A 23510-nucleotide genomic window follows, 5' to 3' on the forward strand; every position below is an offset into this window, starting at 1 on the left:
CGGCGGCCCCAGTTCGGCCCGAGCGGGCAGTCGGCCGGTGACTCGCGCCACGGGCGGCTAGTGTGCCTACTGTGGCGAGCAGAAGCTGCGCACAGTCGTGAGGCGATTCCGTGGGCATTCTGTCGTACGCCGGTGAAGAGTTCGATTTCGACGATCGGGTGCTCGTTCACCTGCAGATTGTGATCAGCACGAAGCTCCGCCGCGGCGAGGACTTCTTCCTCTCCTGGTTGCAGCCCGTCGAGCGAGGCAGCGGACGCCACGCCATCTGGATCGACAACGGCGTTCCTTTGCACATCTTCTACAGCGGATCGAAGATACCGACGATCGATCGAGACTGGATCGAATCCCTCCTCGCGTCGGCGGGCAAGGCATCCGGTCTCCAGTTGGGCGTCGATCCGGACACGAAGGGCTCGCTCTAGCTCCCTCGGACTCCGAGAACCTGCTGGTCAGGCGCGGATGGTGACCGCGGTTCCGACGGGCGTCCAGGCGAAGAGCGTCGCGATCACGTCGAGGGGGAGGTGGACGCAGCCGTGGGAGCCCTGGGTCGTGTAGAGCGGACTGCCGAGGGGGAACGTCTGCCAAGGCGAGTCGTGGAATCCGTCGCCGCCGGAGAAAGGCATCCAGTATGCGACGTGATCGTTCCAGGAACCGTTGACATCGTGGCCGGCGAGAACGGTGTTGCGCACCTTGTTGATGATGTGGAAGGTGCCGACGGGGGTCGCGTCGTGCACATTCTTCAGCGCCGATGCGCCGGTTGTGACGGCGGATTCCGTAAGCAGCGTGGCCCCGTCGCACGCCCACATATGCTGCTGGGCGATGCTGACGTAGATGTGCTTGGTACCGACGGGTGTTCCGGCGCAGGCGGCAGAGACGGGGACCGGCGGCGGTGACGGGGCTGCGACGGGCGTCGGCGTGACAGCCACCGGTGTCGGGGTGGCCACTGTGGTCGGCCCCACGACGGCCATTGAATGAGCCCGGACTCCGGCGCTGCACCCCACCATGGCCATCAGGATGGCCGCCGCTCCGGCAATGGCGGCAACTCGTCGCAGGTTGGTCATGGCTTCCTCTTGGTCCTCCGGGGCACTTCTCCCCATCACGACCGATTCTAGAGGTGGGCACTGGGCAAAGCCTGATTCGACGCCACCCCGGTACAACTAGAAGTCGGTGTGCCCGAGGTTCGCCTCAGCGACGAATCGCGCCTCCGCCCCGGCCGCCGATTCGAGCTCGAGCACGAGGATCTCGTTCAGTACGGGATTCAGCACCGGGCCGGGCACGTACAGGGTGCGCTGCGGACCGCGCGACCAGTACCGACCGAGACAGAATCCGTTGACCCAGACCACTCCCTTTCCCCACGAAGAGGTGTCGAGGAACAGGTCATGCACGGTGGCGAGGGAGAAGTGGCCGCGCGCGAACACGGGCCCGCTGAGGGAACGCGGATGATCAGCGCCGGCATCCAGCGCGGCCGCCACCGGCGCAAGGGATCGCAGGTCAAGGGGGAGAACGCCCCAGCGCTGCAGGGCGCCGCCGTCGAGCAGCGCCGGTCCGATCAGCCCCTTCGGTTCGCCGATCCGGCCGCCGTAGTCGACTCGTCCCTGGTCTTCAACCAGCAGGGAGAGGGTGCCGCGTCCCGCCGGCACGCTGATGCTGCGGTCGTGGTGGTCGCGGGCGAGGACACCGATGGGCGAGTCGTCGACGAAGACGTATGCCCGGTCCCGCACCTCGCCGATCTCGAGCACCGCGGTGCGGTCGAGGTCGATCTCGTGGGAGTAGAGAGCGAATCCGCCGTACTGTCCCAGTTCGTCCATCGATCGCAGCCCGTCGGACCACGACCACGTGCCGAGGCGGTCCGCGACCGAGAAGAGGCCCACCGCCGAGTCGAGGGCCACCGAGAAGGTCGGGGCCGGAACGCGCACGGCGGGCAGTTCGACGGGCACGGCCGAGCGCCTGGCGAGCACCTCGCGAAACGCCCAGTACTTGGCGGTGGGCTCGCCCGCTTCGTCGAGGGGCGCGTCGTAGTCGTAGCTGGTGACGATGGGCTGGTACACCCCCTTGTCGTTCGCGCCATTGGTGAACCCGAAGTTGGTGCCGCCGTGGAACATGTAGATGTTCACGGAGGCGCCCGCGGAGAGCAACGCGTCGAGTTCCGCGGCCGACTCCTCGGCCGAGGTGGTGTGATGATGCGCACCCCAGTGGTCGAACCAGCCGTCCCAGAACTCGGAACACATGAGCGGACCGGTCGGCTGGTTCCTTCGGAGGGTTTCCAGCCGCTCCACTGCCCGGGAGCCGAACGAGCCGGTCTTGAGCAGCTCGGGAAGCGACCCGTTGACGAGCATGTCGTCCTGCGGTTGATCCACCGTGGTCAGAGGAACGGTGATGCCCGCCGAGCGGGTGATGTCGGTGAGCCTTCGCAGGTAGGAGGCGTCGTCGCCGTACGCGCCGTACTCGTTCTCGACCTGCACGAGGATCACCGGGCCGCCGTTGCCGATCTGCAGGGGCGCGACGATGCCGAGCACCCGGTTGAGGTAGGTCGTCACCGCAGCGATGAACTGCGGCTCGTCTCGGCGGATGCCGACCGTCGGGTTTGCGAAGAGCCAGGCCGGCAGTCCACCGTTGTCCCATTCTGCACAGATGTAGGGGCCGGGCCGCACGATGGCGTACATCCCCTCGGCCTGGATGAGGCGCAGGAACCGGTCGAGATCGGCGTGCCCGGAGTCGGTCCACGAGTCCGGCGTCGCGGCGTGGAAGTTCCAGGGCACATAGGTCTCGATGGTGTTGAGGCCCATGAGCCTCGCCTTGTGGATCCTGTCCGCCCACTGATCGGGGTGCACACGGAAGTAGTGGATCGCCCCGGAGAGGACCTGGAACGGTCGGCCGTTCAGAACGAAGTCGTCGCCCTCGATCTCGAATGTGTCCATGCTTCTCGGTCCTTCGGGCGTGAGGTGGTGGTGGGCGCGGCGAGCGGCCGACGGAACCTGCTGGCTCCGCCGGCCGCACACCGAGGCGGTACTACTTCGTGGTGACGGTGAAGCCCTGCTGGTTACCGTAGTCGGCAAGCGACTTCTGCCAGGCTCCCAGTCCGGTGTTCAGGTCACCGGCGGACACGTACGACTGGCCGACGGTGTCCCCGTAGATGCTGTTCGCGTAGACCTGGTACGGAAGGTACGACCATCCGGTGGAGACGTCCTTCGCTCCCTGCACGAGAACCTCGTTGATCTTCTGGCCGCCGAAGTAGTCCGGGGCGTCGGCGAGGAAGGCGTCGGAGTTCAGTTCGTTCGTCGTCGAGGGGAATCCGCCGGAGGCGAGGAACACCTTGATGCTCTCGGGGCTGTTGTTCAGCCACTTGAGGAAGCCCGCAGCGAGTGCCGGGTTCTTGCTCTGCTTGAGCACCACCTGTCCCCCGCCGCCGTTCTCGGAGTTGGCCGGCTTTCCGTCGTAGGTCGGCGTGGGCGCGACGCGCCACTGTCCCGAACCGTCCTTCACCGAGGACTCGAGCACACCGGGCATCCATGCCCCGGTGATGAGGGAGGCGACATTGCCGTTGCCCAGGGACTTGAACCAGTCATCGCTCCAGCCGGGAACGGGAGAGAGCAGCTTGTTGTCGACGAGTTCGTTCCAGGTGGAGGCCCACTTCTTGCTGCCCTCGTCCTGGAGGTTGATGCTCACCTTTGATCCGTTGGAGGTGAACGGACGGCCGCCGGCCTGCCAGATCATGCTGGTGGTGAACCCGGAGTCGCCGGAGTCGCTCGTGATGTAGGCATCCGGGTTGGCCGCATGCAGCTTCTTGGCATCGGCGATGTACTCATCCCAGGTCGTGGGAACCGTCAGGCCGTACTTGTCGAACACCGTCTTGTTGTAGAACAGGGCCATGGGGCCGGAGTCCTGCGGCAGGCCGTAGAGGCCGCCGCCCACGTTCACGGAGCTCCACGGTCCCGGCGTGTACGCGCTCTTCAGGGAGTCGAAGCCGTAGGCCGTGAGATCGACGAGGGACTTGCTCAGCGCGAACTGCGGGATCGCGTAGTACTCGACCTGGGCGACATCCGGTGCGCCGGAGCCTGCCTTGATCGCGTTCTGCAACTTCGTGTACTCGGTGGTGTTGGTGCCGGCGTTGACGAGCTTGACGTGCACCTTGGGGTACGCCTTCTCGAACGCCGCGACCTGCGCCTCGGCGGACGGGGTCCACGACCAGTAGGTGATGGTTCCGCCCTTCTTGAGGGCCGCGGCGACGTCGGTGGAGCCGGTCGGCGTGCCGGACGAGTTGCTCGCGCAGCCGGCCAGGGCGGTGCCGATGAGGGCGCTGGCGACCACAATCGCGGCGATTCGACGCGACAACGACACTGTGCGTGACGTGATCTTCATGGTGTTCCTTTCACTTCTTCGGGATGAGGATGGGCAGGACGCCCTGGGAGGGGTGGTGCACGATCGAGCAGCGGTCTCCCGTTACTGCTTGACGCTTCCCGCGGCCAGTCCCGACTGCCAGTAGCGCTGCAGCAGGAGGAAGACGGCGACGATCGGGATGATGGTGATCAGCGAGCCGGTGATCACCAGGTTGTAGATCGGCTGCGCCGCGACCCCGGTGGCCTGGGCGCTCCACTGGCTGAGGCCGACGGTGAGCGGGTACCAGGTGGGGTCGCTCAACATGATCAACGGCAGAAAGTAGTTGTTCCAGGTTGCGACGATGGCGAAAAGCAGCACAGTCACGACACCCGGCGCCAGCAGCCGGAGCGAAATCGTGAAGAAGGTGCGGAACTCGCCGGAGCCGTCCATCCGCGCCGCCTCGAGCAGCTCGGTCGGCACCGCGTCGATCGTGTACGTCCAGATCAGGTACAACCCGAACGGGCTGATCAGCGAGGGCAGGATGATCGCCCATGGCGTGTTGGTGAGCCCGACCTGGCTGAACATGAGGAAGGTCGGCACCGCCAGGGCCGTGCCAGGCACGGCGATGGCGCCGAGGATCACGGCGAAGACCGCCCGCTTGCCCGGGAAGGTGAACTTGGCCAGCCCGTAGCCGGCAACCGTGGCGAGCAGGGTCGCGCCGCCGGCCCCGACCACCACGTAGAGGAGCGTGTTGCCGAACCACTTCACGAAGATGCCGTCGCGGTAGGTGAGCGTGTCGACGACGTTCTGGAAGAGGTTGAAGTCCTTGCCGAACCACAACCCGAAGGTGGAGTACAGGTCGGGCTGGCTCTTCGTGGCGTTGATGATCAGCCAGAACAGCGGCACCACGGAGTACAGCACGAAGAGTGCCATCACGATCGTGAGCACCACCGATCGCCGCTGGCGGGGGTCGCGCTTGCGTGCCGCCCTGAGCTGGGCGCGCGGCGAATTGGCGAGCGTGGTGACGGCCATCAGATGTTCTCCTGCCGGGAGCCGCGCAGTTGCACGACGTAGGCGATGACCGCGGTGATCACGCCCATCACGATGGCCACCGTGGCCGCGTAGTTGAACTGCTGCCCGGCGAATGACAGGTTGTAGGCGTACATGTTCGGCGTGAAGTAGCTTGTGATCACGTTGGGGCTGAGGATCTTCAGCAGGTTGGGTTCGTTGAAGAGCTGGAAGCTGCCGATGATCGAGAAGATGGTGGCGATCACGATCGCGCCGCGCAGCGCGGGGATCTTGATGCTGAAGACGGTGCGCATCGCCCCGGCGCCGTCGATCTCCGCCGCTTCGTAGATGTCGGTGGGCACCACGCGCAGGGCCGCGTAGAAGATGAGCATGTTGTAGCCCATGAACTCCCAGGTGACGATGTTGCCGATCGACGCGAGAATCGCCTGCGCGTTGAACGGCTCGAGAACCTTCGCACCGAGAAGGTCGTTGATCCCCGCGGTCAGGCCGAACTGGTCGCCGTAGATGAAGCCCCAGATCAGTGCGGCGACCACTCCTGGCACCGCATAGGGAAGGAAGATCGCGATGCGGAAGAAGGCCGCCCCGTGCAGTCGGGCGCTGTCCAGCGCGAGCGCCGCCGTGAGCGACAGGGCCAGCATGATGGGCACCTGCACGACGAGGAAGAGGGTCACCCGGCCGAGCGCCTGCCAGAACTTAGCATCCTGGAAGACGGCGAGGTAGTTGTTGAGGCCCACGAAGACGGTACCGCCGAAGAGCTGCTCACGAAACAGGCTGAGGCCGATCGCGTAGACCACCGGGGCGATGATCATCGCGAGGAACACCAGCATGAACGGGGCCACGAAGGCCCAGCCTCGCCAGTCGCGGCGGTTTCGCCGCGCCGGTGTGGCCCGCTGGGCCAGCCGGACTATGGACGTCGATGTCATGGTTTCTTCCCGTCGAACACTCGGATGTTTACGTCAACATCCGCAGGGTCACACTAGCATGTTGACGTGAACATGCAAGGCCTAGGATGAAGCCATCATGACCGAGACAATCCCTTCGCGAGCCCCTCGCCCCGCCCGCGGTCCGTCGATGGCCGACGTCGCCGAGCGCGCCGGGGTGTCGGCTCAGACCGTCTCGCGGGTGGCGAACGGCCTCACCAACGTGGAGCCGGCCACCCGGGAGCGCGTGGTGCAGGCCATGCAGACGCTCGGTTACCGCCCGAACAAGGCCGCCCGCGCGCTTCGGTCCGGCCGCTTCCGCAACATCGGCATCACCATGTTCACGCTGTCCACCTACGGCAACATGCGCACGCTCGACGGCATCGCGGTGGCCGCCGCGGCGGCCGGGTACTCCATCACGCTTGTGCCGGTGCGAGATCCAACCCAGGAAGCGGTGAGCTCCGCCTTCACGAACCTGGTCGAGCAGGCGGTGGATGGCATCATCCTGCTGATCGAGGCGCACCTCGTCGACAATTCCGAGGTGGAGCTTCCGCCGGGGCTGCCCGTAGTGGTGGTGGACTCGGGAGCCCGCGCCGACTACCCCGTCGTCGACAACGACCAGATCGAGGGCGCGCGGCTGGCGACGCAGCACCTGCTGGACCTGGGCCACGACACGGTCTGGCACGTGGCAGGGCCGGAGGGCTCATACCCGGCAAGCCGCCGCCACGAATCGTGGCGCGACACCCTCGAGGCCCAGGGCAGGCCGGTGCCGCCGATCTTTCGTGGAGACTGGACCGCGGCATCCGGTCGCGCCCTGGGGCTGCAGATCGCCCGCCGCCCAGAGATCACCGCGGTCTTCGCCGCCAACGACGCGATGGCGCTCGGCATCATGAGCGCCCTGCACGAGAGCGGGAGACGGATTCCGCAGGACGTGAGCATCGTGGGATTCGACGACATGGCCGAATCCGACTCGTTCTGGCCGCCGCTCACCACTGTTCACCAGGACTTCGACCTCGTCGGCCAGCGCAGCATCGAGATCCTCCTCGAGGAGATCGAGCATGCACCGATCGTGCCCGTTCGGTCGATCCTGCCCGTGCGGCTGGTGCTCCGAGCCAGCACCGGCCCTCCGCCGCAGGTCGACTAGCGACAAGCTCAGCCCGGCTCGTCGAGGAAGCGCCGGGCCGCGGCCAGGAAGCCCCATGGCTGGTCAACCCAGGGGTAGTGGCCCGAGCCGTCGAGAACGGTGGCGGTGCCGCGGGGAAACAGTCGCGCCAGCGCCACGGCGGGAGCGGCGCCGGTGAGCGCGTCCTCCGCCCCCGCGATCACCAGCACCGGTGCCTCGACCACGGCGAGCCGGTCAGCGAGATCGGCCGGTGGCGCGACGCTGAAGCAGGTGCGGTTGACCCGGTAGTTCGCCGACCCCACCCGGGAGTGGAGCTGCTGCCGCTCGCCCCAGGCCGCATAGCCCACCGGCGCCGTGGCCTCGGTCCAGGCCTCGAGACTCGCCTGATCGCTCGGCGACTCGGCGTGCATCCGCCGGTAGGCCTCCACGAACGCGGCATCGGACCGTCGGGCCGCGATCTCCGGGACGTCGGACGGCTCATCCACCAGGTAGGCGGACGGTGGGGTGATGAGCAGGATCCTGGCCACCCGCTCGGGGTGCTGCACCGCGTAGGAGATCGCGAGCCGGGTGCCGGACGAGTGGGCGACGATGGTGAGGCGGTCGAGCCCGAGCTGCTTGCGCAGGCAGTCGATGTCCGCTGACTCGTGCCACCACGCCCCGAGGTCGCCATCGGTCGAGGGTGAGCGCCCGACCCCGCGGAGATGCGGCACGATCAGGCGGTAGTGGTCGCCCAGTCCGGCGAGGTCTTCGAGGTAGTCGGGGTGACCTGGTGCACCCCCGCCCAACACCACGATGGGCGGCCCATCTCCCCTGTCTTCGAAGAACAGTTCGGCGTCATCCGCCCCACGGTACTCGGGCATGATTTGACGGTAGTACACGATTCGCCTCGCGAAAAGGGTGCTCGGCGAGCGCGGGCGCGGCGTCAGCCGTCGAGAAAGGCACGCACGTCGGCGGCGAGCCGATGATTGCCGTGGGTCGTCATGTGCCCGACCCCGCGGTACAGCACGAGCCGTGCCGAGCGGATGCGGAGCGCCGTCTCCCGGAAGAGGCTCTCGGGATAGAAGCCGTCAGAGTCACCGCCCAGAACCAGCGTCGGCGCCGTGATCTCGGGAAGCCGGCCGTGCAGGTCGAACTCGTCTTCCGCGTCGAGCAGCACCAGCAGGTTCGGGTCGTCCTTGCCGACGACGATCGGCCCGAGCATCAGGCCGGCCACCGTCATCGCGTTGCGCTCCACCCAGTTTCTGCCGAGCAGGGACATCAGCTCGGCGGCGGCCCGCTGCGGCCGGCCCGCCCGAAGCAGGGCGCCCGTGCGCTGCTGGGCGAGACGACCGCTCGGGCCGAGGCGGTAGGCGGATGACACCACCACCAGACGATTGACCACCTCAGGATGGTCGGCGGCCAGCTGCAGCGCGATGCTCCCGCCCGTCGAGACACCGATCACGTCGACGGCAGAGCCGAATCGATGCCGAAGGGCGTCCGCGTACTCCGCGGCCACCGCGGCGATGTCGGAATCCGGCGGCAGCCCGGGGCGATGGCCGATCCACCACACCTCGTGATGGCGCGCCAGCAGGGCGATCTGGCCGCCCTGGATCCGCCGACCCAGGGCGTTGGCCGGGCGATTGCCGCCGGCGATACCGGGGAGGTACACGAGGGGGCTGCCCGACCCGGCACGGAGGTACGGCATCCCGTTGCGAAGCGCGCCCCGGTCGGGCTGCCCCGACCGGGTCGCGTCCGACGGTCTCTCCTGCGGTCTCTTCATTACAGGCTCCTCGCCTCGGTGGCCGAGGCAACGCCGCATCGGAAAGTCGGAAAACACCATCGTGCAACCGGAGCCTCTGAGCTGGCTATGAATCTGAGCTGGCTATGAATCTGAGCCGGCCATGGATCCGAGCCCGCTAGGAATCGGCCGAGACCGGTGCCCGAGGCCAGCGCCCGAGACCAGACGTCGGCGGCGATCTCTCCCAGGCCCAACAGTCGCCCCCGGAGCCGGCACCCGCCGCTCCTGGCGAGCGGTAGGGCCCCGCGGTCGAATTCCGCAGCGGAGGGAGCGCGAGCATGCCGGTGCTCACTACTGAGGGTCGGATCGTGCTCACGAGTTCGAAGAACACCAGATCGACCAGGTCCTGGTCGTCCAGCCAGGCCAGGACCCGCTCCTCATCCACCGGCGGCGACGCGAAGTTCGCGATGGTCATGTCGCCACACCTCCCCTCACTGATGCTTCGGCTGGCCGGTTCAGGACGAGATCGTCATCTGCTCCTGCGCGTTCGCCCGGGAGCCGACCTCGATCTTCCTCGGCTTCGCCTTCTCGCTGACCGGGATCACCACGCTGAGCACGCCATTGTCGTAGTGGGCGCTGATCCGCTCGACATCGACGCCGTCCCCCAGGGTGAACTGCCGCCAGTACGATCCGTACGGCCGTTCCCTGGCGAGGAACTTCGCGCCGTCCGATGTCGGTTCGGTGCGCTGCGCTCGAATGGTGAGCAGCTGGCCGTCGACGTCGACATCGACGGACCCCGGGTCGACTCCCGGCAGGTCGGCGTTGAGGATGTACTGCCCGCCGTCCTGGTAGAGGTCTACGGGCATGAGCCGCTGCCCTCGGTTCGACTGCAGCAGAGCCGAGGCGAGGCGATCCAGTTCGTTGAAAGGATCAAAAGACATAGCCATGATGAGGATTCCCCTTTCTAGAAACGTGAGTCCGAGTGACTCAACCCACTAATTTTCTAACATCAGAGGGAAGCCGGTCTCAAGGCCGACAAGCTCAAAAAATGCTGAAAAATCGGGGCAGTGGCTTCTCGGGGCCGGAGGCCGTACCGCGGTGAGCGGCCCGCGCCGGGGCTAGCCGCCGGCGCGCGGGGCCGCCGTCGATCGGCGTACGACGAGTTGTGGCGCCGGCGACGCGAGCACCGTATGTGTCACCCCGGAGTCACTGTCCGCGAGGGCGGTGACGGCCGCGGCGCCCAGGTCGCTCAGCGGCATTTTCACCGTGGTGATGGGCGGCCAGGTGGCATCCGCGTACCAGACGTCGTGCATCGCCACGATCGAGATGTCCCCCGGCACTCGCAGGTCTCGGTCGTGGATCTCGGCGAGCACCCCGAGGGCCGCGTTGAGGTTGGCGACCACGAGGGCGGTCGGCAGCGTGGGGCTCTCGAGAAGCCGAACCGCGGCGGCGCGTCCGTCGGTGCCCGCGTAGCCGAGCCGCGTCATCCACGCCTCCTCCGTCGGCAGCCCCGCGTCGGCCATGGCCACACGGAAGGCCGCCTCGCGACGGGCGCCGGTCGCGCTGCCGGCCAGACCCCCGACCAGGCCGATTCGCGTGTGGCCGAGGTGCCGCAGGTGTTCCACCGCCAGGCGGATTCCGGCCGCGTCATCGAGCACGATGGTGCTGAGGGGCCCGTCGTCCACCGAGTTGATCACCACAATCGGGGTGTCCTGCACGACGAGCGAGTCCAGATCGGCCGGCGGCGTGCCATCGGGCAGTTGCAGGATCACCCCATCGATGCGGCCCTCCCCCACCAGCCGGCGCAGCCAGTCCCTGTCGTCCTGCAGGCGTTCGGCCCGGGCGAGCACGATCGCGAGGCCTCGGGGAGCCGCCTCGTGCTCCGCCCCTCTCGCGAGCTCGGCGAACACGGCGCTGGTGACATCCGGCACCACGAGGGCGATGGTGCTCGTTCGGGAGGTGCGCAGGGAGCGGGCGGCGTGGTTCGGCACGTAGTCCAGCTGCTGCGCCGCGTCCATCACCCGTTGCCGCGTGCCCGCCGAGACCCGCAGCGTCGTATCGCCCGAGAGCACCCGCGACACCGCCGCCGGGGAGACCCCGGCGAGCGCGGCGACATCGCTGAGCTTGACCATGACCCCGCCTGTCTACTACGAATGCCGCCCGAGCGCGAAATCGCGCCCCTCAGCGGTCGAAGTGCACGACCTCGTTGGCGCCCATCGACCGGTAGAGGGCGTCCACGAGTTCGATCGTCTTCACGTTGTCGCTCACCGCACTGCGCGGAGTCGAGCCGGTCGCGATCGCTTCGAGCACCGACCCCATCGACCCGATGAAGGCGTGCGGAAACCAGCGCTGGGTCACCGGGTACGGCACCCACCCGTCGGTCGGCACGACGGTGCTGGTCACCTCGAGGGTGTCCGGACGTCCGTTCGGGTAGTCGTACATGAGCCCGAGAGTCCCGCGGATGGCGCCCCCGGTTCCCTCGATTCGAAACTCCGCCGAGTTGTCGCCGCCGAGGTTCATGTGGTTGGCCGAGACCAGAGCGGAGCTCCCCTCCGGGAAGGTGTAACTGCTCGCCGTGCGGGTCTCGCCGACCGGATACTGGCCGGGCGTGCGGCCGGCCACGGCGTAGACCGACGACGGCTCGCCCATGAACCAGCGCACCGCGTCGTGGTAGTGGATCGAGTGCACCATGATCTCGAGGCGCTCCATCTCCTTCGCCCACTCCCACTGCGCCCAGTCGGTGAAGACGTTCACGGTGAGGGTGAACGAGGTGACGGTGCCCAGCCAGCCGGCCTCCACCATCCGGTGCGCCGCGGCGATTCCCTCGTCGAACCTCATCTGCTGGTTCACCGCGGCGACCACTCCCGCCTCGGCCGCGAGGGCCGCGAGTTCGCGCGCGGTCTGCGGGCTATCGGTGAAGGGCTTCTGGGCCAGGATGTGCTTTCCGGCGGCGACCGCGGCACGGAAGATGGGCGGCTGGTGGGTGACGGGAACCGCGATGTCGACGACCTCGACCCGGTCGTCCGCGAGCAGCTCGGCCAGGCTCGCGTAGACGCGCGGGATACCGTGGCGCGCGGCCACGTCCCTGGCCCGCTCCGGATCGATGTCCGTGATCCCCACGATCTCCAGGCCCGCCAGTCGATAGGCCGGCAGGTGCGCGCCGTCGACGATTCCCCCGGCGCCGATGATGGCGATGGGGCGCCTGTGCGCCTCGGGAACCACGAGCCGGCAGTAGTCGGAGATGTCGGCGAACAGGTCGATCACGACGACGCCTGGCTGGACTGGGCCCGCGCGGCCGCCGGATCCCGGTACTTCACGGTCTGCAGGTGCTCGCAGTAGAGCACGATCTGCTCGTCGTCGGCGCGGAACACCTCGTACGACACGGTGAACAGGCCCATCTCGTCGTACTTCGGCTCCTTCCTCAGCAGGGTGCGCATCGTGTAGATGGTGTCGCCGATGAAGAGGGGCTTGATGAACCGCAGCCGGTCGTAGCCGTAGCTGAAGGTGTTGACGTTGTTGTGCGCCATCAGGCCCATCCCGTAGCCGAAGACGAGGGCGCCCGGCACGATGCGCCGGCCGAAGAGTCCATCACGAGCCGCGAAGATCTCGTCGGCGACGTAGGGGTGCAGGTCGACCAGCATGCTGCTGAACATCATCACCTCCCCCTCGGAGATGGTGCGGCGGATGGAGCGGTCCACCTCCCCCACCTCGTAGTCCTCGTAGAGTTTCACGTCCTGGTTCCAGACCGGCACCGCGTTGCGGGCCACCGGGTCGGGGTTGGGATTCCTCATACTGCTGCCTCCTCGTCGGCGAACTCGGCACGGATGGCCTCGGTGTGCTCCCCGAGCCGCGGGGCTCCCCTGCCGTTCTTGAGCACCCGGCCGTCGTAGCGCACGGGGGTGCGGGTGGTCTGGATGGCGACCGGCGATCCGTCGGCGGCATCCGGTCGTTCGATCTGTTGTGCCATGTCGAGAGCGCGGAATCCGTCGTGGGCGACGAGCTCCGGAAGGGTGAGCACCGGGGCGCACCAGACATCCGCCGCGTCGAGGATCTCCAGCCAGTGCTCGGTCGACCGGGTGGCGAGGTGGTCGGCGAGGGCGCGCGTGATCGCGGACTGCTCGGTCCACCAGGTGTCGGGGTCGGTGTACTGCTCGAGCGTCGCCAGGCTGATAAGGGCCCCGAGGGCCGGCACCGGGGTCATCGCGATCGCGAGGTAGCCGTCCGAGGTCGGATAGACGCCGTATGGCGCCTGGAGGAAGGCGTGCGCGGTGTTGCGCGCTCCCCGCTTGACGGTGATCGAGGGGTCGCCGAGGTGGGCACTGAGCAGTTCGAACTGCAGGTCGAGCATCGATTCGAGCAGGCTGGTGTCGACCCGGCCGCCGAGTCCCGTGCGCTCCCGGCGCAGCAGGGCGGCGGTGATTCCGCTGGCCAGATGGATCGACGCGATGACATCGGCGAGCGCGATCCCCACCGGCACGGGCGGGTCGTCGGAGCTGCCGTTCAGCCACGGCAGTCCGGATAGCGACTGGGCGAGCAGGTCCTGGCCCGGCCGATCCTTCCACGGCCCCTCGGTGCCGTACCCGCTCACGCTCGCGTAGACGATTCCGGGGTTGATGGCCGAGACAGCGTCGTAGCCGAAGCCGAGCCGCTCCATGATGCCCGGCCGGAAGTTCTGCACGATCACGTCGGCTCGGGCGACGAGGGCGCGGAGGCCGTCTCGGTCTGCCTCGTTCTTGAGGTCGGCCGCGTAGCTCTCCTTGTTGCGATTGGTGATGTGGAACGACAGCGTGTCGCCGTCCTCCACCACCCCCGCGAAGGCCAGCCGCCGCCCGATGTCGCCGCCCTGCGGCCGCTCGATCTTGATCACCCGCGCCCCGAGGTCGCCGAGACGCATGGCCGCCATCGGCCCGGCGAGAAACTGGCTGAAGTCGAGCACGAGCATGCCCTCGAGGGGCAGCGGTGTGGTCACGAGAGGTCCGATCCCGAGCCGTCGAGCGAATAGGCGCGGAGCGCGGTTCGGTACAGGATGTCGTCCTGCTGATCCGTGTCGAGGTGGGCGATGACCTGGCGCTGGGCCAGCCACACGCCGCCGAAGTCGCCGGCCAGGGTGGAGACGGGCCAGTCGCTTCCGAGCATCACCCGGCCGGAGCCGAAGTGCTCGACGGCGTGATCGACGTACGGCGACCAGTCCCGCCACGTCCACTCGGGGCCGGAGGCGGTGTTGAGACCGGAGATCTTGACGCTCACGTTGGGCTGGGCGGCGACCTCGGCGATCAGGGAGGCCCACGGCTCCCAGCCCCGGCCGGCGATGTCGGGCTTGGCGAGGTGATCGAGCACGATGGTGAGGTGCGGATGCCTCGCCGCGAGTTCCACGAGCATGGTGAGGTGCTCGGGAACGACGCTGACCACGTCGAGCGACAGCCCGCGGGGGGCGAGCAGCGCGACCCCGGCGGTCACCTCCTCCCTCAGCAGCCACCGCGGGTCGGGGTAGTTGTGGTTGAGCACGCGGATTCCCCGCAGCACCGGGTTCTCGGTGTACAGGTCGAGCGCCGCCTCGGCCTCGGCGGCACGGTCGAGCGGCGCCCACCCGACCACGCCGCGCACGACGGGCACCCGGGACGCGACGGAGAGCATGTAGAACGTGTCCTCGTAGCTGTCGGTGGCCTGCACGAGCACGGTCCCCGTGATGCCGGCGGCCGCGACATCCGCCTCGACGTCCTCCGGGCCGAAGTCGGCGTCGAGCGGAGCCCCCATGGCCTCGAGCCACTCGTACCGACGCTCGGAGGGCTTCCAGAGGTGCTGATGGGTGTCGATCATCTGGGCTGGCTGGTAGAGGTCGGTCATGAGGGGCTTCCCGGTCGACGGTTGACGAGATACAGGTGGACGAACGCGACGACGACCTCGCCGAGCTGGTTGAGAACCTCGACCTTCTCCTCGGCGAGGCCGAGGGACTCCGGTCGTTTGGCGTGGTCGCGCAGCGCCACGATCTCGCTGCGCGAGGTGATCGTGTCGCCGATATGCACGGGGCGGATGAAGCGCACGCGGTCGTAGCCGTAGCTCATCGCCTGGTCATTGACCTCCCCGGCGAGCATGCCGACGGACATCGACAGGATCAGCGTGCCGTGCGCCATGCGCTGGCCCCCGGGGAGCGTCTTCGCGAACTCCGCGTCCATGTGGTGCGGGTAGAAGTCCCCGGTCTGCCCGGCGTGCAGCACGATGTCGGCCTCGGTCACCGTGCGACCGTGGCTCTGCCGGGTGGACCCCAGCTCGTACTCTTCGAAAAAGGTCACTCGATCTCCTCGGTGAGGTGGGTGGCTGGCAGTCGTTCGATCCGGTCGAGCGTGGTCTCGTCGAACCTCCGCGCCACGACCGCGTCCCGAACCAGGTGCGAGAGCGCGAGTTGCAGGTCGGGCCAGCCGAGCACGCGCGGGCGCACCCAGGCTCGCTCGAGGGTGCGCAGGGTGTTGCGGAAGAAGCCGCGGGTCGTGTCGTTCGCCCGGTCGCTGCGCCAGGCGCGCAGGTTTCCCGGCTGGCCGCCGCCCGCGGTATACGGGCCGACCTGCGTCTCGGCGCCGGCGAGCGTCGCCGCCGCGGCGATCGCCAACTCCGGATGCCGGGTGGAGGCGGACACGGCGACCCCGGCGCCGCCGAGGGTCGACCCGCCCGCCCGGCCGTCGATCGAGGGGATGTCGTCGTACGCGAGCGGGTGCGACCGGAACCCCGCGCGGGAGTAGTTGGTGTAGCCGAACAGCGCGACACCCACGCTGTAGTCGTTGTCGGCGACGAGGGCCTCGGCCACGTCTATGGGGTTCGCGTCCGCGCACCAGGCGGGAACGGCATCCGCGAGTCGGATCATGAAGTCCAGCACCTCGCCGGCGACGGCTCGGTCCAGAAAACGACCGCTCCGGGCGAGCGGTGCACCGCGCTGCGCCAGCAGCGTCGCGAAGGTGCTGAAGGCGTCGACCGGCTTGTACGGCCAGAGCACCACTCCGGTGCCGGCGAGTTCGAGGGCGTCGCTCCAGAAGACGGGGGCGCCGTCGGCGAGGTCGGGGCGAAAGGCACTCACCTGAGCCGCGGCATCCACGCCAAGCGCCCACTGGCTGCCCCGATAGCGGTAGGAGTCGTGCGATTGCCCCACGCTCTCCCGTGCGAGGTCGGACAGGCCCGCGATGCCGTCCAGGGGCAGCAGCGCGGCGGCCTCCACGGCGTCCGGCACGTGCGGATGATCGATCACCAGGAGATCGAAGTCGGCGGCGAAGTCGGCCACGTGCTGGTCGCCGAAGGCGAGGAGGGAACGGGCCTCCCACTCGACGGTGACGCCCAGCCTCTCGAGGAGGAGCGGGTCCGCCTCGCGCAGGCCGTCGACCCCGCGCGGGTGGTCCCAGGTCATGCCACGCAGCACCACGGGGGTCGACTCCTCTGTCATGCTCCCCACCCTATGGTAAATCGATTTATCACGTCAAGGGCTGCCCCGTGCTTCATAGGATCCCGTGTCGATCCCACACCGCGCGCAGGGACTCCCCCGCCAGCAGCTCCGCCAGCACCGTGGACTCCTTCGAGGCCCGGCGCCGGGCGGCCGCGAGCACCTCGAGCTCTCGATCGCGAGGGATCACCACCACGCCGTCGTCGTCCGCCATCACGAGATCGCCGTCCGCGATGCGCACCCCGCCGATCGTCACGACCGTGCGCGACTCCACCATCGCCATGCGTCGGCGATAGTCGATCGGTCGCCGCGACCGCGAGAAGGCGGCGAATCCCAGCGCCGCGATCCGCTCGCTGTCCCGCAGGTTGCCGTCGGTCACGACCCCCACGACGCCCGCCCCGATCGCCGCGGCACTGAACAGCTCGCCCCAGAAGGCGGAGGCGTCGCTCTCGGCCGTCGCGAACACGACGAGCTCGCCGCGCCCGAGTCCGGCGATGAAGTCGATGGCGGCGCGGTACGGATCCTCCGGCTCGTCGTGCCCGCTCGGCGCGAACCTCGCCGTCGCGGCCCGCCCGAACGCGCGGGAGCCGGCAACCACCGGCGCGAGGCGTGCCTCGAGCACCTGGGAGCGCAGTCCGCACTCGTCGAGGGAGTCGCTCAGCATCGCGGTGCTCAGCCGCTCGTCTCCCGGCGCCGCCTCGAAGGTCGCCATCATTGAAGGTGGAACAGTTCCGGAATCTCCTTCCACCATTCCCCTTCCGCGCGGTCGTCCACGGGACGTTGGAGCGGCATGCAGACCGCCCACCACTCCTGGGTCGCCGGGTCGGCGGCGATCGCCGCCATGTCTGCCTCGTAGTCGTCGCCCGCGTACTCCATGTAGGAGAACAGAAGTTCGCCGTAGCGGTAGATCGAGTAGTTCACGATGTTGCTGGCCGACAGGCGAGCGAGCACGGCCGGCCAGACGGCGGCGTGCAGGCTCTCGTAGCGTTCCACGCTCTCGGGCGGCAGCCCGATCACCGATGCGATGCGTTTCATGCGATTCCTTCTCCTCTGAGCTCAGACCAGTTCCACGGTGGCGTCGTCGATCGCGTCCCAGTCGTAGACGGCGCCCAGGCCCGCCGCGTCTGGCGCGTATGCATAGCCGTCCCTGATGTCGAGCGGCTCGGCGAGGCCGAAGTCGAAGTCCTCGATCGGGTACAGCAGTTCGAACCATCCCGTGTTGGATATCGCCAGGGAGGTGTGCAGGTTGGCGAGTTCGAGCGGATGGTACAGGGCCGTGTGCAGCTCACAGGTCAGGCCGAACGCCTCGGCGGCGTGTGCCGTCTTGAGCGACGAGGTGATGCCGCCGCGCCAGGACGGATCCGTGCGCACGATGTCCACCGCGCCGCTCGCGATGAATTGCGCCGTGAGGTGGCTCCCGCCGGCGATGGTCTCGGTGCCGGCGATCGGGATGTCCAGCTTGTTCGTCAGCTTGATGAGGGACTGCATGTCGTAGTCGTACACGGGTTCCTCGAACCACAGGAAGCCGAGGGACTCGAGGAAACGCCCCACCCGCAGCGCCTCCTCGTAGCTGTGGGTCGCCACCGGGTCGGCCATCAGGGGAAAGTCCGGCCCGACCGCCTCCCGCACCGCGGCGTACACCTCGAGGTCGACGGCCGCCGGCCCGGGAGGATGCACCTTGTAGCCGCGGAAGCCCCTCGCCTTCACCTCCAGGGCCTGCGCCGCGTACTGCTCCGGCGTCTCCAGGAACATCGAGCTCACGTAGACCGCGCGACGCTCCGCGGCCGAGCCGATGAGCTGGTGGATCGGGAGGCCGGCCCTCAGCCCCGCGATGTCCCAGGAGGCGATGTCGAACGGCCCGTACGCGTAGATCGGCGAGTGGTTCCAGCGTCGGTCGAACCAGCGGAACTCGGTCGCGTTCTGCTCGCGGGCCATCGGGTCGCGGCCGAGGAAGAACGGCCGCACCTGCGCGAACGCCCGGGCGGTGACCCGGGCGTCGAGTCCGCCGGAGCCGAACGAGACGCCGGTGATCCCCCCGTCGGTCTTCATCGAGACGACGACCACCTCCGGGGCTGTACCGCCGCGGAGCCGGGCGCCATCCACCGCGTCCCCCACGGCTCCCGGGCTGCAGGCCCGTATCTCGATCTCGGTGATCTTCATCGATCCTCCTCGGGGTGTGGTCGCTCGGTCAGTCGGCGAGTGCCGCGGCGAGCGGTGCGGGCACCCCGTCGACCCAGGCCTCCTCGAAGCCGACGCCGGGAAGCGTCGGGGCATGGATGTTTCCCGAGGCGTCCACCTCGGCCGGCCGGCGCACCGGGTTCGACACGATGAGTGACTCGTAGTACGTGGTGTTGCTGATCGACATGCAGAGGTGCCGGCTGGCCTCCCCCGGCCCGTGCACCTCGGCGCGCAGCAGGAACGCGTCGGCCAGATGGGCGGTGCGCATCGCTCCGGTGAAGCCGCCCCGCAGTCCGGTGCTCGTGCGGACCGCGGCCGCGCAGCCCGCCGCGATGAAGTCCGCGGTCTTCATGTGCGAACCCTCCGCCACCTCCGCGACGATGAGGGGCACATCCACTCGCTCGGCCAGCCACTTGTAGGCCGTCACGCTGAACTCGCGCATCGGCTCCTCGTACCAGAGGTAGTCCGCGTCGCTGAGCGCCTTGCCGAGATAGGTCGCGTCGAGCAGGTCGAAGCCCGCCGACCCGTCGTACATGAGGGGGACATCCGGGCCCACGTGCTCGCGCAGCGCCTCGGAGAGCCGGGCATCCCTGCGGGCATCGCCCCAGGCGTGCAGCTTGATCGCCGGGAAGCCGAGCTCGAGGCACTGGTCCGCCACGTCGAGGTACTCCTCGATCGAGCCGAAGGTGACCGTGGAGGCATACGCGGGCAGCGACTCGCGGTACGAGCCCAGGAGTTGGTACACGGGCAGCCCGACCGCCTTGCCCGCGAGGTCCCAGAGCGCCACGTCCACGATGCCCTGCACGAAGACCGGGAAGCGGTCGATCCGGTCCAGCTCCCACATGCGATCCCAGAGCAGTTCGCGAGCGATCGGATCCCGGCCCACAAGCTCCGCCCGGATGCGGCGGTCGACGACATCCTGCAGCATCGCACCTCGCAGGGCGAAGGCCAGTCCCGTGACTCCCGCATCGGTGCGGATCACCAGCCAGGCGCCATCCGCCGCCGGCTCGGAGCCGGGGAGCCCCGCCCGCCAGACGAACGGGGGGTCGTACGCGGGAACCGCAACCCGAACGACGTCGACGGCGGTGATGATCATGGAGTCTTCTCTTTCGTGGGGAGTGGCGCGTCCGCTCGGAGCAGGCCGGCCGAGGCGAGGTCGGCCCAGAGCGAATCGGGGATGGTCAGGTCGAAGAGACCCGCGTTGCGGCGAACCTGCTCGGCCGAGCGCGCGCCGGTGCACACCGTCGCGACCGCCGGATGTCCGAGGGCGAACTGCAGGGCGGCCGCCGGCAGCGAGACGCCGTTGGCCTCGCAGACGTCGGCGATCGCCCCGACCCGGGCGAGCAGCTCCGCCGACGCCGGGGCGTAGTCGTAGGTGGTGCCGGGCGCCGGGCGGTCCCTGGCCAGCAGGCCGGAGTTGAACACCGCCGCGGCGACCACCGAGACCCCGCGGGCGGAGGCCGCCGGCAACAGGTCGTCGAGGGCACCCTGCTCGAGCAGGGTGTACCGGCCGGCGCACATCACCACGTCCAGGTCGGTGTTGAGCACGAAGTCGGTGAGCATCGCGCTCTGGTTCATGCCCGCGCCGTAGGAGGCGATCACGCCCTCGCGGCGCAACTGGTCGAGGGCCGGGAACGCGCCGTCCATGGCCTCGGCAGAGAACTCGTCAGGGTCGTGCACGAACACCACGTCGATGCGATCGAGCCCCAGCCGTTCGAGGCTGTCGTCGAGGGATCGCCGCACCCCGTCCGCGCTGTAGTCGCGCCTACGCACCAGCGGCGACCGCACGTCGAATCCCTCGTCGTCCGGCTGCACGCCGAGCGGGTTCTCGACGAGCACTCGTCCGACCTTGGTGGAGAGGATGAACTCGTCCCGCGGCTTCGTGGCGAGGAACGCCCCGAGCCGGCGCTCCCCCAGTCCGAGGCCGTAGTGCGGCGCCGTGTCGAAGTAGCGCACCCCGGCCGACCAGGCCGCCTCGAGGGCGGTGGCCGCCTCCTCATCCGTGACCTCGTGCCCCAGGTTCGCGAGCGGGGCGACGCCGAACGCGTACGAGCCGACCTCGAGCCCGCCGCGGCCCAGCGCCCGGCGGCTCACGATCGCCCCTGTCCGGCCACCTGGCGCTGTCGACCGAGTCCGGCGACCTCGCACTCGACCACGTCCCCCGGCCGGAGGTAGGGGAATCGGCCGCTGAGCGCGACCCCCTGCGGGGTTCCCGTGTTGATGAGGTCGCCCGGCTCGAGCACCATGTACTGGCTGAGCTCGTAGACCACCTGCGCGACGTCAAAGATCAGGTCGGAGGTCGACGAGTCCTGGCGCGGATCGCCGTTCACGAACGAGCGCAGGCGCAGGCCGGAGCCGTCACCGATGTCGGATGGGCGCACCAGCCACGGTCCGAGCGGGTTAAAGGTCTCGCTGCTCTTGCCCTTGCTCCACTGGCCGCCCGAGATCTCGATCTGATACTCACGCTCGGAGACGTCGTTCGAGACCGCGAAGCCCGCGATGTGGGCCAGCGCCTCGGCCGGAGACGCGAGGTAACGGGCGCGCGTGCCGATCACGACCGCGAGCTCCACCTCCCAGTCGGTCTTCGTCGACCCCGGCGGGATCAGCACCTGGTCGAATGGGCCGACGACGGTGTTCGGATGCTTGAAGAAGATCACCGTGCGGGTGGGCGGCTCCGACCCGGACTCCGCCGCGTGGGCCGCGTAGTTCATTCCCACGCAGATCACCGCCTGGGGGCGGGCGACCGGTGCCCCGATGCGCAGACCGCTGCCGTCGGCCGGATCGTCGATGACGGGCAGCGCGCCGGCCGCCACGGCCGCGGCCGCGACATCCAGCCCACCGGAGGCGAGGAAGTCGCCGTCGATGTCGGGGGTCAGCGACGAGAGGTCCCAGAGCACGCCGTCGTCATCCAGTGCCGCCGGGATCTCGGCCCCGGCCTCGCCGATTCGCAGGAATCTCAGCATCAGCCGACCACCTCGGCGACCTCGAGCTCGGCCCAGCCGGTGCCGGCCGGGAAGCTCCACACCCCGATCGACTCCTCGAGGATCTCGGCTCCCGACCCGGGGGCGGTGGGTGCCCGGTAGCGGCCGCCGACGATGGATGCCGGGGTGACGAAGTGCTCGTGCAGGTGGTCGGCGAATTCGATCATGCGTCCCTCCATCGTGCGCGACACGGCCACGAAGTCGTACATCGAGAGGTGCTGCACGGTCTCGCACAGCCCGACCCCGCCCGCGTGGGGAATCACCGGAACGCCGAACTTGGCCGCGAGAAGAAGGATGGAGATGTTCTCGTTCACCCCGCCCACCCGGCAGGCGTCCATCTGCAGCACCTCGAGCGATCCGGCCTGCAGCATCTGTTTGAAGATGATCCGGTTCTGCACGTGCTCGCCGGTGGCCACCGGCATCGGGGCGAGCCGGCGGGCGATCTCCGCATGCCCGAGCACGTCATCCGGGCTCGTCGGTTCCTCGATCCAGGCCAGGTCGAACTCGGCGAGCTGGCTCATCCACTCCACGGCCTCGTCCACGTCCCACCGCTGGTTGGCATCCACCGCGATCCTGAAGCCCGGCCCCACCGTGCGGCGGGCGAGGGCGAGTCGCCGCTTGTCGTCGTCGAGGTCGGCTCCGACCTTGAGCTTGATCTGGGTGAACCCGTCCGCGACGGCCTCTCGGGCCAGTCGTTCGAGCTTCTCGTCGCTGTAGCCGAGCCAGCCCGGCCCCGTCGTGTACGCCGGGTAGCCCTTCTCGAGGAGTTCGCTCATCCGCTGCTCGGCGCCGATCTTTCCGGCCCGCAGGATCTCGAGGGCCTCCTCCCTGGTGAGGGCGTCGCTCAGGTAGCGCAGGTCGATGAGGTCCACGGTCTCCTCCGGTGACAGGGAGGCGAGGTGCTGCCAGAGGGGCTGGCCGGCACGCTTCGCCCGCAGGTCCCAGAGCGCGTTGATGACGGCGCCGATCGCCATGTGGATCACGCCCTTCTCCGGCCCGAGCCAGCGCAACTGCGAGTCGTGCAGCATCTCCTTCCACGTCGCGCCCATGTCGCCGAGGAGCTCCTCGACATCGCGGCCGACGAACCACTTGGCCAACACTTCGATCGCGTTGGACTGGATGTCGTTGCCTCGCCCGATGGTGAAGACGAATCCCGCGCCGTGCAGGCCGTCGTCGGCATCGGTCTCGACCACCAGGTAGGCGGCCGAGTAGTCGGGGTCCGGATTCATGGCATCCGAGCCGTCCAGGAAGATCGAGGTGGGGAACCTGATGTCCACGGTGCGGATGCTGGTGACGCTACTCATTCGTTGTCAAACTCCTTAGCTCTTCACCGCGCCGGCAAGCACGCCGCGAACAAGCAGGCGCGAGGAGGCGATGAATACGATCAAGATCGGGATGGCGAGGAACAGGCTGGCCAACGCGATTTCGGGGCGGCCGATGAGGCTCTGCTGCGCACCATTCAAGGGGTTCAGCGCCGGGCTGGAGGTGAACAGGAACCCGAGCCCCACGGAGAGGTTGAAGTTCTCCTGCGACTGCAACAGCACGTAGGGCAGGAAGTAGTTCACCCACGCGGCGCTGAAGCTGAAGAACGCCAGCATGCCGAACAGTCCCTTGGAGAGCGGCAGGGCGATGCGGAAGAAGGTGGTGAACTCGCCGGCTCCGTCGACCTTTGCCGCCTCATAGATCTCGGTCGGGATCGACGTCGAGAAGTAGATGTAGGCGAGGAAGACCCCGAACGGGTAGAACGAGCTCGTCAGGATCACCGACACCGGGTTGTCGTACAGCCCGATCGCGGAGATTTCGACGAACAGCGGCACCACGAGGG

25 protein-coding genes and 2 pseudogenes are annotated in these 23510 nt (G+C 68.5%); 2 read left to right on the forward strand and 25 right to left on the reverse strand.

The window, feature by feature from the left end; translation table 11 throughout:
- Positions 1–110: 110 nt before the first annotated feature.
- Positions 111–419 (forward strand): hypothetical protein, encoded by a 309-nt coding sequence (locus ACHZD8_RS09220; RefSeq protein WP_394769995.1) that lies wholly within the window; start codon positions 111–113, stop codon positions 417–419.
- Positions 420–446: 27 nt separating this feature from the next.
- On the opposite strand, the gene ACHZD8_RS09225 is transcribed toward ACHZD8_RS09220, so the two are convergent.
- The 6 genes and pseudogenes from ACHZD8_RS09225 to ACHZD8_RS09250 all read right to left on the reverse strand — a co-directional run.
- A complete protein-coding gene (locus ACHZD8_RS09225) occupies positions 447–1058 on the reverse strand; it encodes a L,D-transpeptidase (protein WP_394769997.1) in 612 nt (203 codons plus the stop codon).
- 96 nt (positions 1059–1154) lie between these two features.
- Positions 1155–2915 carry a beta-galactosidase family protein gene (locus ACHZD8_RS09230; RefSeq protein WP_394769998.1) on the reverse strand — a complete coding sequence of 587 codons (1761 nt, stop codon included), beginning with the start codon at positions 2913–2915 and terminating at the stop codon, positions 1155–1157.
- 91 nt (positions 2916–3006) lie between these two features.
- The gene (locus ACHZD8_RS09235) at positions 3007–4356 is read right to left on the reverse strand and encodes an ABC transporter substrate-binding protein (protein WP_394769999.1); all 1350 of its coding nucleotides are present in this window, start codon (positions 4354–4356) and stop codon (positions 3007–3009) included.
- Positions 4357–4437: 81 nt separating this feature from the next.
- Positions 4438–5247, reverse strand: coding sequence for a carbohydrate ABC transporter permease (locus tag ACHZD8_RS09240; RefSeq protein WP_394770028.1), 810 nt, complete (start codon positions 5245–5247; stop codon positions 4438–4440).
- A gap of 166 nt (positions 5248–5413) precedes the next feature.
- A pseudogene (locus ACHZD8_RS09245) lies at positions 5414–5458 on the reverse strand (hypothetical protein); the annotation flags it as partial.
- Positions 5442–6266: pseudogene (locus ACHZD8_RS09250) on the reverse strand (carbohydrate ABC transporter permease); the annotation flags it as partial. The pseudogenes ACHZD8_RS09245 and ACHZD8_RS09250, both read right to left, overlap by 17 nt.
- 97 nt (positions 6267–6363) lie before the next feature.
- On the opposite strand from ACHZD8_RS09250, the gene ACHZD8_RS09255 reads away from it, so the two are divergent.
- Complete coding sequence (locus ACHZD8_RS09255; RefSeq protein ID WP_394770000.1) at positions 6364–7407, forward strand: LacI family DNA-binding transcriptional regulator; 1044 nt, start codon at positions 6364–6366, stop codon at positions 7405–7407.
- Positions 7408–7415: 8 nt separating this feature from the next.
- On the opposite strand, the gene ACHZD8_RS09260 is transcribed toward ACHZD8_RS09255, so the two are convergent.
- The 19 genes from ACHZD8_RS09260 to ACHZD8_RS09350 form a co-directional block, all read right to left on the reverse strand.
- Complete coding sequence (locus ACHZD8_RS09260) at positions 7416–8246, reverse strand: alpha/beta fold hydrolase (RefSeq protein WP_394770002.1); 831 nt, start codon at positions 8244–8246, stop codon at positions 7416–7418.
- Positions 8247–8308: 62 nt separating this feature from the next.
- Positions 8309–9145: an alpha/beta fold hydrolase gene (locus tag ACHZD8_RS09265; RefSeq protein ID WP_394770003.1), complete on the reverse strand. Its 837-nt coding sequence runs from the start codon at positions 9143–9145 to the stop codon at positions 8309–8311.
- Between the two features lie 136 nt (positions 9146–9281).
- Positions 9282–9578, reverse strand: a complete 297-nt coding sequence (locus ACHZD8_RS09270; protein WP_394770004.1) for a hypothetical protein — start codon at positions 9576–9578, stop codon at positions 9282–9284.
- 40 nt (positions 9579–9618) lie between these two features.
- Positions 9619–10050: an Hsp20/alpha crystallin family protein gene (locus tag ACHZD8_RS09275; RefSeq protein WP_394770005.1), complete on the reverse strand. Its 432-nt coding sequence runs from the start codon at positions 10048–10050 to the stop codon at positions 9619–9621.
- 171 nt (positions 10051–10221) lie between these two features.
- Positions 10222–11235, reverse strand: coding sequence for a LacI family DNA-binding transcriptional regulator (locus ACHZD8_RS09280; protein WP_394770006.1), 1014 nt, complete (start codon positions 11233–11235; stop codon positions 10222–10224).
- 49 nt (positions 11236–11284) lie between these two features.
- Positions 11285–12367, reverse strand: a complete 1083-nt coding sequence (locus ACHZD8_RS09285; protein ID WP_394770007.1) for a Gfo/Idh/MocA family protein — start codon at positions 12365–12367, stop codon at positions 11285–11287.
- Positions 12364–12894 carry a MaoC family dehydratase gene (locus tag ACHZD8_RS09290; protein WP_394770008.1) on the reverse strand — a complete coding sequence of 177 codons (531 nt, stop codon included), beginning with the start codon at positions 12892–12894 and terminating at the stop codon, positions 12364–12366. The genes ACHZD8_RS09285 and ACHZD8_RS09290 overlap by 4 nt, the downstream gene beginning before the upstream one ends.
- On the reverse strand, positions 12891–14072 hold the full coding sequence (locus tag ACHZD8_RS09295; RefSeq protein WP_394770009.1) for a CaiB/BaiF CoA transferase family protein: 1182 nt from the start codon (positions 14070–14072) through the stop codon (positions 12891–12893). The genes ACHZD8_RS09290 and ACHZD8_RS09295 overlap by 4 nt, the downstream gene beginning before the upstream one ends.
- Positions 14069–14947, reverse strand: coding sequence for an amidohydrolase family protein (locus ACHZD8_RS09300; protein ID WP_394770010.1), 879 nt, complete (start codon positions 14945–14947; stop codon positions 14069–14071). The genes ACHZD8_RS09295 and ACHZD8_RS09300 overlap by 4 nt, the downstream gene beginning before the upstream one ends.
- Complete coding sequence (locus ACHZD8_RS09305; RefSeq protein WP_394770011.1) at positions 14944–15393, reverse strand: MaoC family dehydratase; 450 nt, start codon at positions 15391–15393, stop codon at positions 14944–14946. The genes ACHZD8_RS09300 and ACHZD8_RS09305 overlap by 4 nt, the downstream gene beginning before the upstream one ends.
- A complete protein-coding gene (locus ACHZD8_RS09310; protein ID WP_394770012.1) occupies positions 15390–16529 on the reverse strand; it encodes an extracellular solute-binding protein in 1140 nt (379 codons plus the stop codon). Before ACHZD8_RS09310 ends, ACHZD8_RS09305 begins: the two co-directional genes overlap by 4 nt.
- Before the next feature lie 52 nt (positions 16530–16581).
- Positions 16582–17241 carry an RraA family protein gene (locus ACHZD8_RS09315; protein WP_394770014.1) on the reverse strand — a complete coding sequence of 220 codons (660 nt, stop codon included), beginning with the start codon at positions 17239–17241 and terminating at the stop codon, positions 16582–16584.
- Positions 17238–17561 carry an L-rhamnose mutarotase gene (locus ACHZD8_RS09320; protein WP_394770016.1) on the reverse strand — a complete coding sequence of 108 codons (324 nt, stop codon included), beginning with the start codon at positions 17559–17561 and terminating at the stop codon, positions 17238–17240. The genes ACHZD8_RS09315 and ACHZD8_RS09320 overlap by 4 nt, the downstream gene beginning before the upstream one ends.
- A gap of 21 nt (positions 17562–17582) precedes the next feature.
- The gene (locus ACHZD8_RS09325) at positions 17583–18686 is read right to left on the reverse strand and encodes an enolase C-terminal domain-like protein (RefSeq protein ID WP_394770018.1); all 1104 of its coding nucleotides are present in this window, start codon (positions 18684–18686) and stop codon (positions 17583–17585) included.
- Between the two features lie 28 nt (positions 18687–18714).
- Positions 18715–19800, reverse strand: a complete 1086-nt coding sequence (locus ACHZD8_RS09330; protein ID WP_394770020.1) for an enolase C-terminal domain-like protein — start codon at positions 19798–19800, stop codon at positions 18715–18717.
- Positions 19797–20798: an aldo/keto reductase gene (locus ACHZD8_RS09335; RefSeq protein WP_394770022.1), complete on the reverse strand. Its 1002-nt coding sequence runs from the start codon at positions 20796–20798 to the stop codon at positions 19797–19799. Before ACHZD8_RS09335 ends, ACHZD8_RS09330 begins: the two co-directional genes overlap by 4 nt.
- Positions 20795–21664 carry a fumarylacetoacetate hydrolase family protein gene (locus ACHZD8_RS09340; protein WP_394770029.1) on the reverse strand — a complete coding sequence of 290 codons (870 nt, stop codon included), beginning with the start codon at positions 21662–21664 and terminating at the stop codon, positions 20795–20797. Before ACHZD8_RS09340 ends, ACHZD8_RS09335 begins: the two co-directional genes overlap by 4 nt.
- 2 nt (positions 21665–21666) lie before the next feature.
- Positions 21667–22989 (reverse strand): enolase C-terminal domain-like protein, encoded by a 1323-nt coding sequence (locus ACHZD8_RS09345; protein WP_394770023.1) that lies wholly within the window; start codon positions 22987–22989, stop codon positions 21667–21669.
- A 15-nt stretch (positions 22990–23004) separates the two neighbouring features.
- Positions 23005–23510: carbohydrate ABC transporter permease (locus ACHZD8_RS09350; protein WP_394770024.1), on the reverse strand; the 506-nt coding region annotated here is incomplete at its 5' end.

It is taken from the genome of Lacisediminihabitans sp. (assembly GCF_043726815.1).
Lineage (GTDB): Bacteria > Actinomycetota > Actinomycetes > Actinomycetales > Microbacteriaceae > Lacisediminihabitans.

Bases quoted from the DNA above. Each gene is read 5' to 3' on its own strand.
- ACHZD8_RS09240 (WP_394770028.1), bottom strand. From the start codon at position 5,247: ATGGCACTCTTCGTGCTGTACTCCGTGGTGCCGCTGTTCTGGCTGATC.
- ACHZD8_RS09255 (WP_394770000.1), top strand. From the start codon at position 6,364: ATGACCGAGACAATCCCTTCGCGAGCCCCTCGCCCCGCCCGCGGTCCG.
- ACHZD8_RS09310 (WP_394770012.1), bottom strand. From the start codon at position 16,529: ATGACAGAGGAGTCGACCCCCGTGGTGCTGCGTGGCATGACCTGGGAC.
- ACHZD8_RS09265 (WP_394770003.1), bottom strand. From the start codon at position 9,145: ATGAAGAGACCGCAGGAGAGACCGTCGGACGCGACCCGGTCGGGGCAG.
- ACHZD8_RS09270 (WP_394770004.1), bottom strand. From the start codon at position 9,578: ATGACCATCGCGAACTTCGCGTCGCCGCCGGTGGATGAGGAGCGGGTC.
- ACHZD8_RS09320 (WP_394770016.1), bottom strand. From the start codon at position 17,561: ATGAAACGCATCGCATCGGTGATCGGGCTGCCGCCCGAGAGCGTGGAA.
- ACHZD8_RS09230 (WP_394769998.1), bottom strand. From the start codon at position 2,915: ATGGACACATTCGAGATCGAGGGCGACGACTTCGTTCTGAACGGCCGA.
- ACHZD8_RS09275 (WP_394770005.1), bottom strand. From the start codon at position 10,050: ATGGCTATGTCTTTTGATCCTTTCAACGAACTGGATCGCCTCGCCTCG.
- ACHZD8_RS09345 (WP_394770023.1), bottom strand. From the start codon at position 22,989: ATGAGTAGCGTCACCAGCATCCGCACCGTGGACATCAGGTTCCCCACC.
- ACHZD8_RS09235 (WP_394769999.1), bottom strand. From the start codon at position 4,356: ATGAAGATCACGTCACGCACAGTGTCGTTGTCGCGTCGAATCGCCGCG.
- ACHZD8_RS09290 (WP_394770008.1), bottom strand. From the start codon at position 12,894: ATGAGGAATCCCAACCCCGACCCGGTGGCCCGCAACGCGGTGCCGGTC.
- ACHZD8_RS09280 (WP_394770006.1), bottom strand. From the start codon at position 11,235: ATGGTCAAGCTCAGCGATGTCGCCGCGCTCGCCGGGGTCTCCCCGGCG.
- ACHZD8_RS09300 (WP_394770010.1), bottom strand. From the start codon at position 14,947: ATGACCGACCTCTACCAGCCAGCCCAGATGATCGACACCCATCAGCAC.
- ACHZD8_RS09225 (WP_394769997.1), bottom strand. From the start codon at position 1,058: ATGACCAACCTGCGACGAGTTGCCGCCATTGCCGGAGCGGCGGCCATC.
- ACHZD8_RS09315 (WP_394770014.1), bottom strand. From the start codon at position 17,241: ATGATGGCGACCTTCGAGGCGGCGCCGGGAGACGAGCGGCTGAGCACC.
- ACHZD8_RS09325 (WP_394770018.1), bottom strand. From the start codon at position 18,686: ATGAAGATCACCGAGATCGAGATACGGGCCTGCAGCCCGGGAGCCGTG.
- ACHZD8_RS09330 (WP_394770020.1), bottom strand. From the start codon at position 19,800: ATGATCATCACCGCCGTCGACGTCGTTCGGGTTGCGGTTCCCGCGTAC.
- ACHZD8_RS09260 (WP_394770002.1), bottom strand. From the start codon at position 8,246: ATGCCCGAGTACCGTGGGGCGGATGACGCCGAACTGTTCTTCGAAGAC.